1 protein-coding gene is annotated in these 1,572 nt (G+C 66.5%); it reads left to right on the forward strand.

What is annotated here, in order from left to right; genetic code table 11:
- Positions 1-192: 192 nt before the first annotated feature.
- Positions 193-1,572: CoA-acylating methylmalonate-semialdehyde dehydrogenase (locus JMF90_RS36485; RefSeq protein WP_201326288.1), on the forward strand; the 1,380-nt coding region annotated here is incomplete at its 3' end.

Genomic DNA, 1,572 nt, shown 5'->3' on the forward strand with positions numbered 1-1,572 from the left:
CGAGCGTGGCGACGACGCGACCGAGCGCATGCCCGGCGAGTACTGGGAAGAAGATTTCGCCAACGAACTGAAATGACCGGCTGCGGGCCGTGCGCGCCGCTTTTTTTTCGGCGCGCCGCCCGCCGCCTCGCTGAACCGAACCGGCCGCGCGTCGCACGACGCCACGCGGCCCACTGCAAGGAGAAAACGCTGATGAACGCGAATCCGACGCCCCGCACGGGGCAAGACGTGCCGACGGTCAAGCTGCTGATCGACGGCGCCTTCGTCGAGTCCACCACCAGCGAGTGGCGCGACATCGTCAACCCGGCGACGCAGCAGGTGCTCGCGCGCGTGCCGTTCGCGACCGTCGCGGAAGTCGACGCGGCCGTGCAGGCCGCGCACGCCGCGTATGCGACGTGGAAGAACACGCCGATCGCCGCGCGCATGCGCATCATGCTGAAGTTCCAGGATCTGGTGCGCGCGAACCAGCAGCGCATCGCGAAGACGCTGACGGCTGAACAGGGCAAGACGATTCCCGACGCCGAAGGCGACATCTTCCGCGGCCTCGAAGTGGTCGAGCACGCATGCTCGATCGGCACGCTGCAGCTTGGCGAATTCGCGGAGAACGTCGCGGGCGGCGTCGACACCTACACGCTGCGCCAGCCGCTCGGCGTGTGCGCGGGCATCACGCCGTTCAATTTCCCCGCGATGATTCCGCTGTGGATGTTCCCGATGGCGATCGTGTGCGGCAACACGTTCGTGCTGAAGCCGTCGGAGCAGGACCCGATGTCGACGATGGAACTCGTCGAGCTCGCGCTCGAAGCCGGCGTACCGAAAGGCGTGCTGAATGTCGTGCACGGCGGCAAGGAAGTCGTCGACGCGATCTGCACGCATCCGCTCGTGAAGGCGATCTCGTTCGTCGGTTCGACCGCCGTCGGCACGCACGTGTACAACCTCGGCAGCCAGCACGGCAAGCGCGTGCAGTCGATGATGGGCGCGAAGAACCACGCGATCGTACTGCCCGACGCGAATCGCGAGCAGGCGATCAATGCGCTCGTCGGCGCGGGCTTCGGCGCGGCCGGCCAGCGCTGCATGGCGACGTCCGTCGCGGTGCTGGTGGGCCAGGCGCGCGAATGGCTGCCCGACCTCGTCGCGAAGGCGAAGACGCTGAAGGTCAACGCGGGCTCGGAAGCGGGCACCGACGTCGGGCCGGTCGTGTCGCGCGGTGCGAAGGCGCGGATTCTGTCGCTGATCGACATGGGCATCAAGGAAGGCGCGAAGCTCGAACTCGACGGCCGCGACGTGAAGGTCGCCGGCTTCGAGGAAGGCAACTTCATCGGGCCGACGATCTTCTCCGGCGTGAAAACCGACATGACGATCTACACGCATGAAATCTTCGGGCCCGTGCTGGTCGTGATGGAAGTCGACACGCTCGACGAAGCGATCGCGCTCGTCAACGCGAACCCGATGGGCAACGGCGTGGGCATCTTCACGCAGAGCGGCGCGGCGGCACGCAAGTTCCAGAGCGAGATCGACGTTGGCCAGGTCGGCATCAACATCCCGATTCCGGTGCCCGTGCCGTTCTTCAGCTTT

Source organism: Burkholderia sp. E168m23, assembly GCF_016586125.1.
Classification (GTDB): Bacteria; Pseudomonadota; Gammaproteobacteria; order Burkholderiales; family Burkholderiaceae; genus Burkholderia; species Burkholderia orbicola.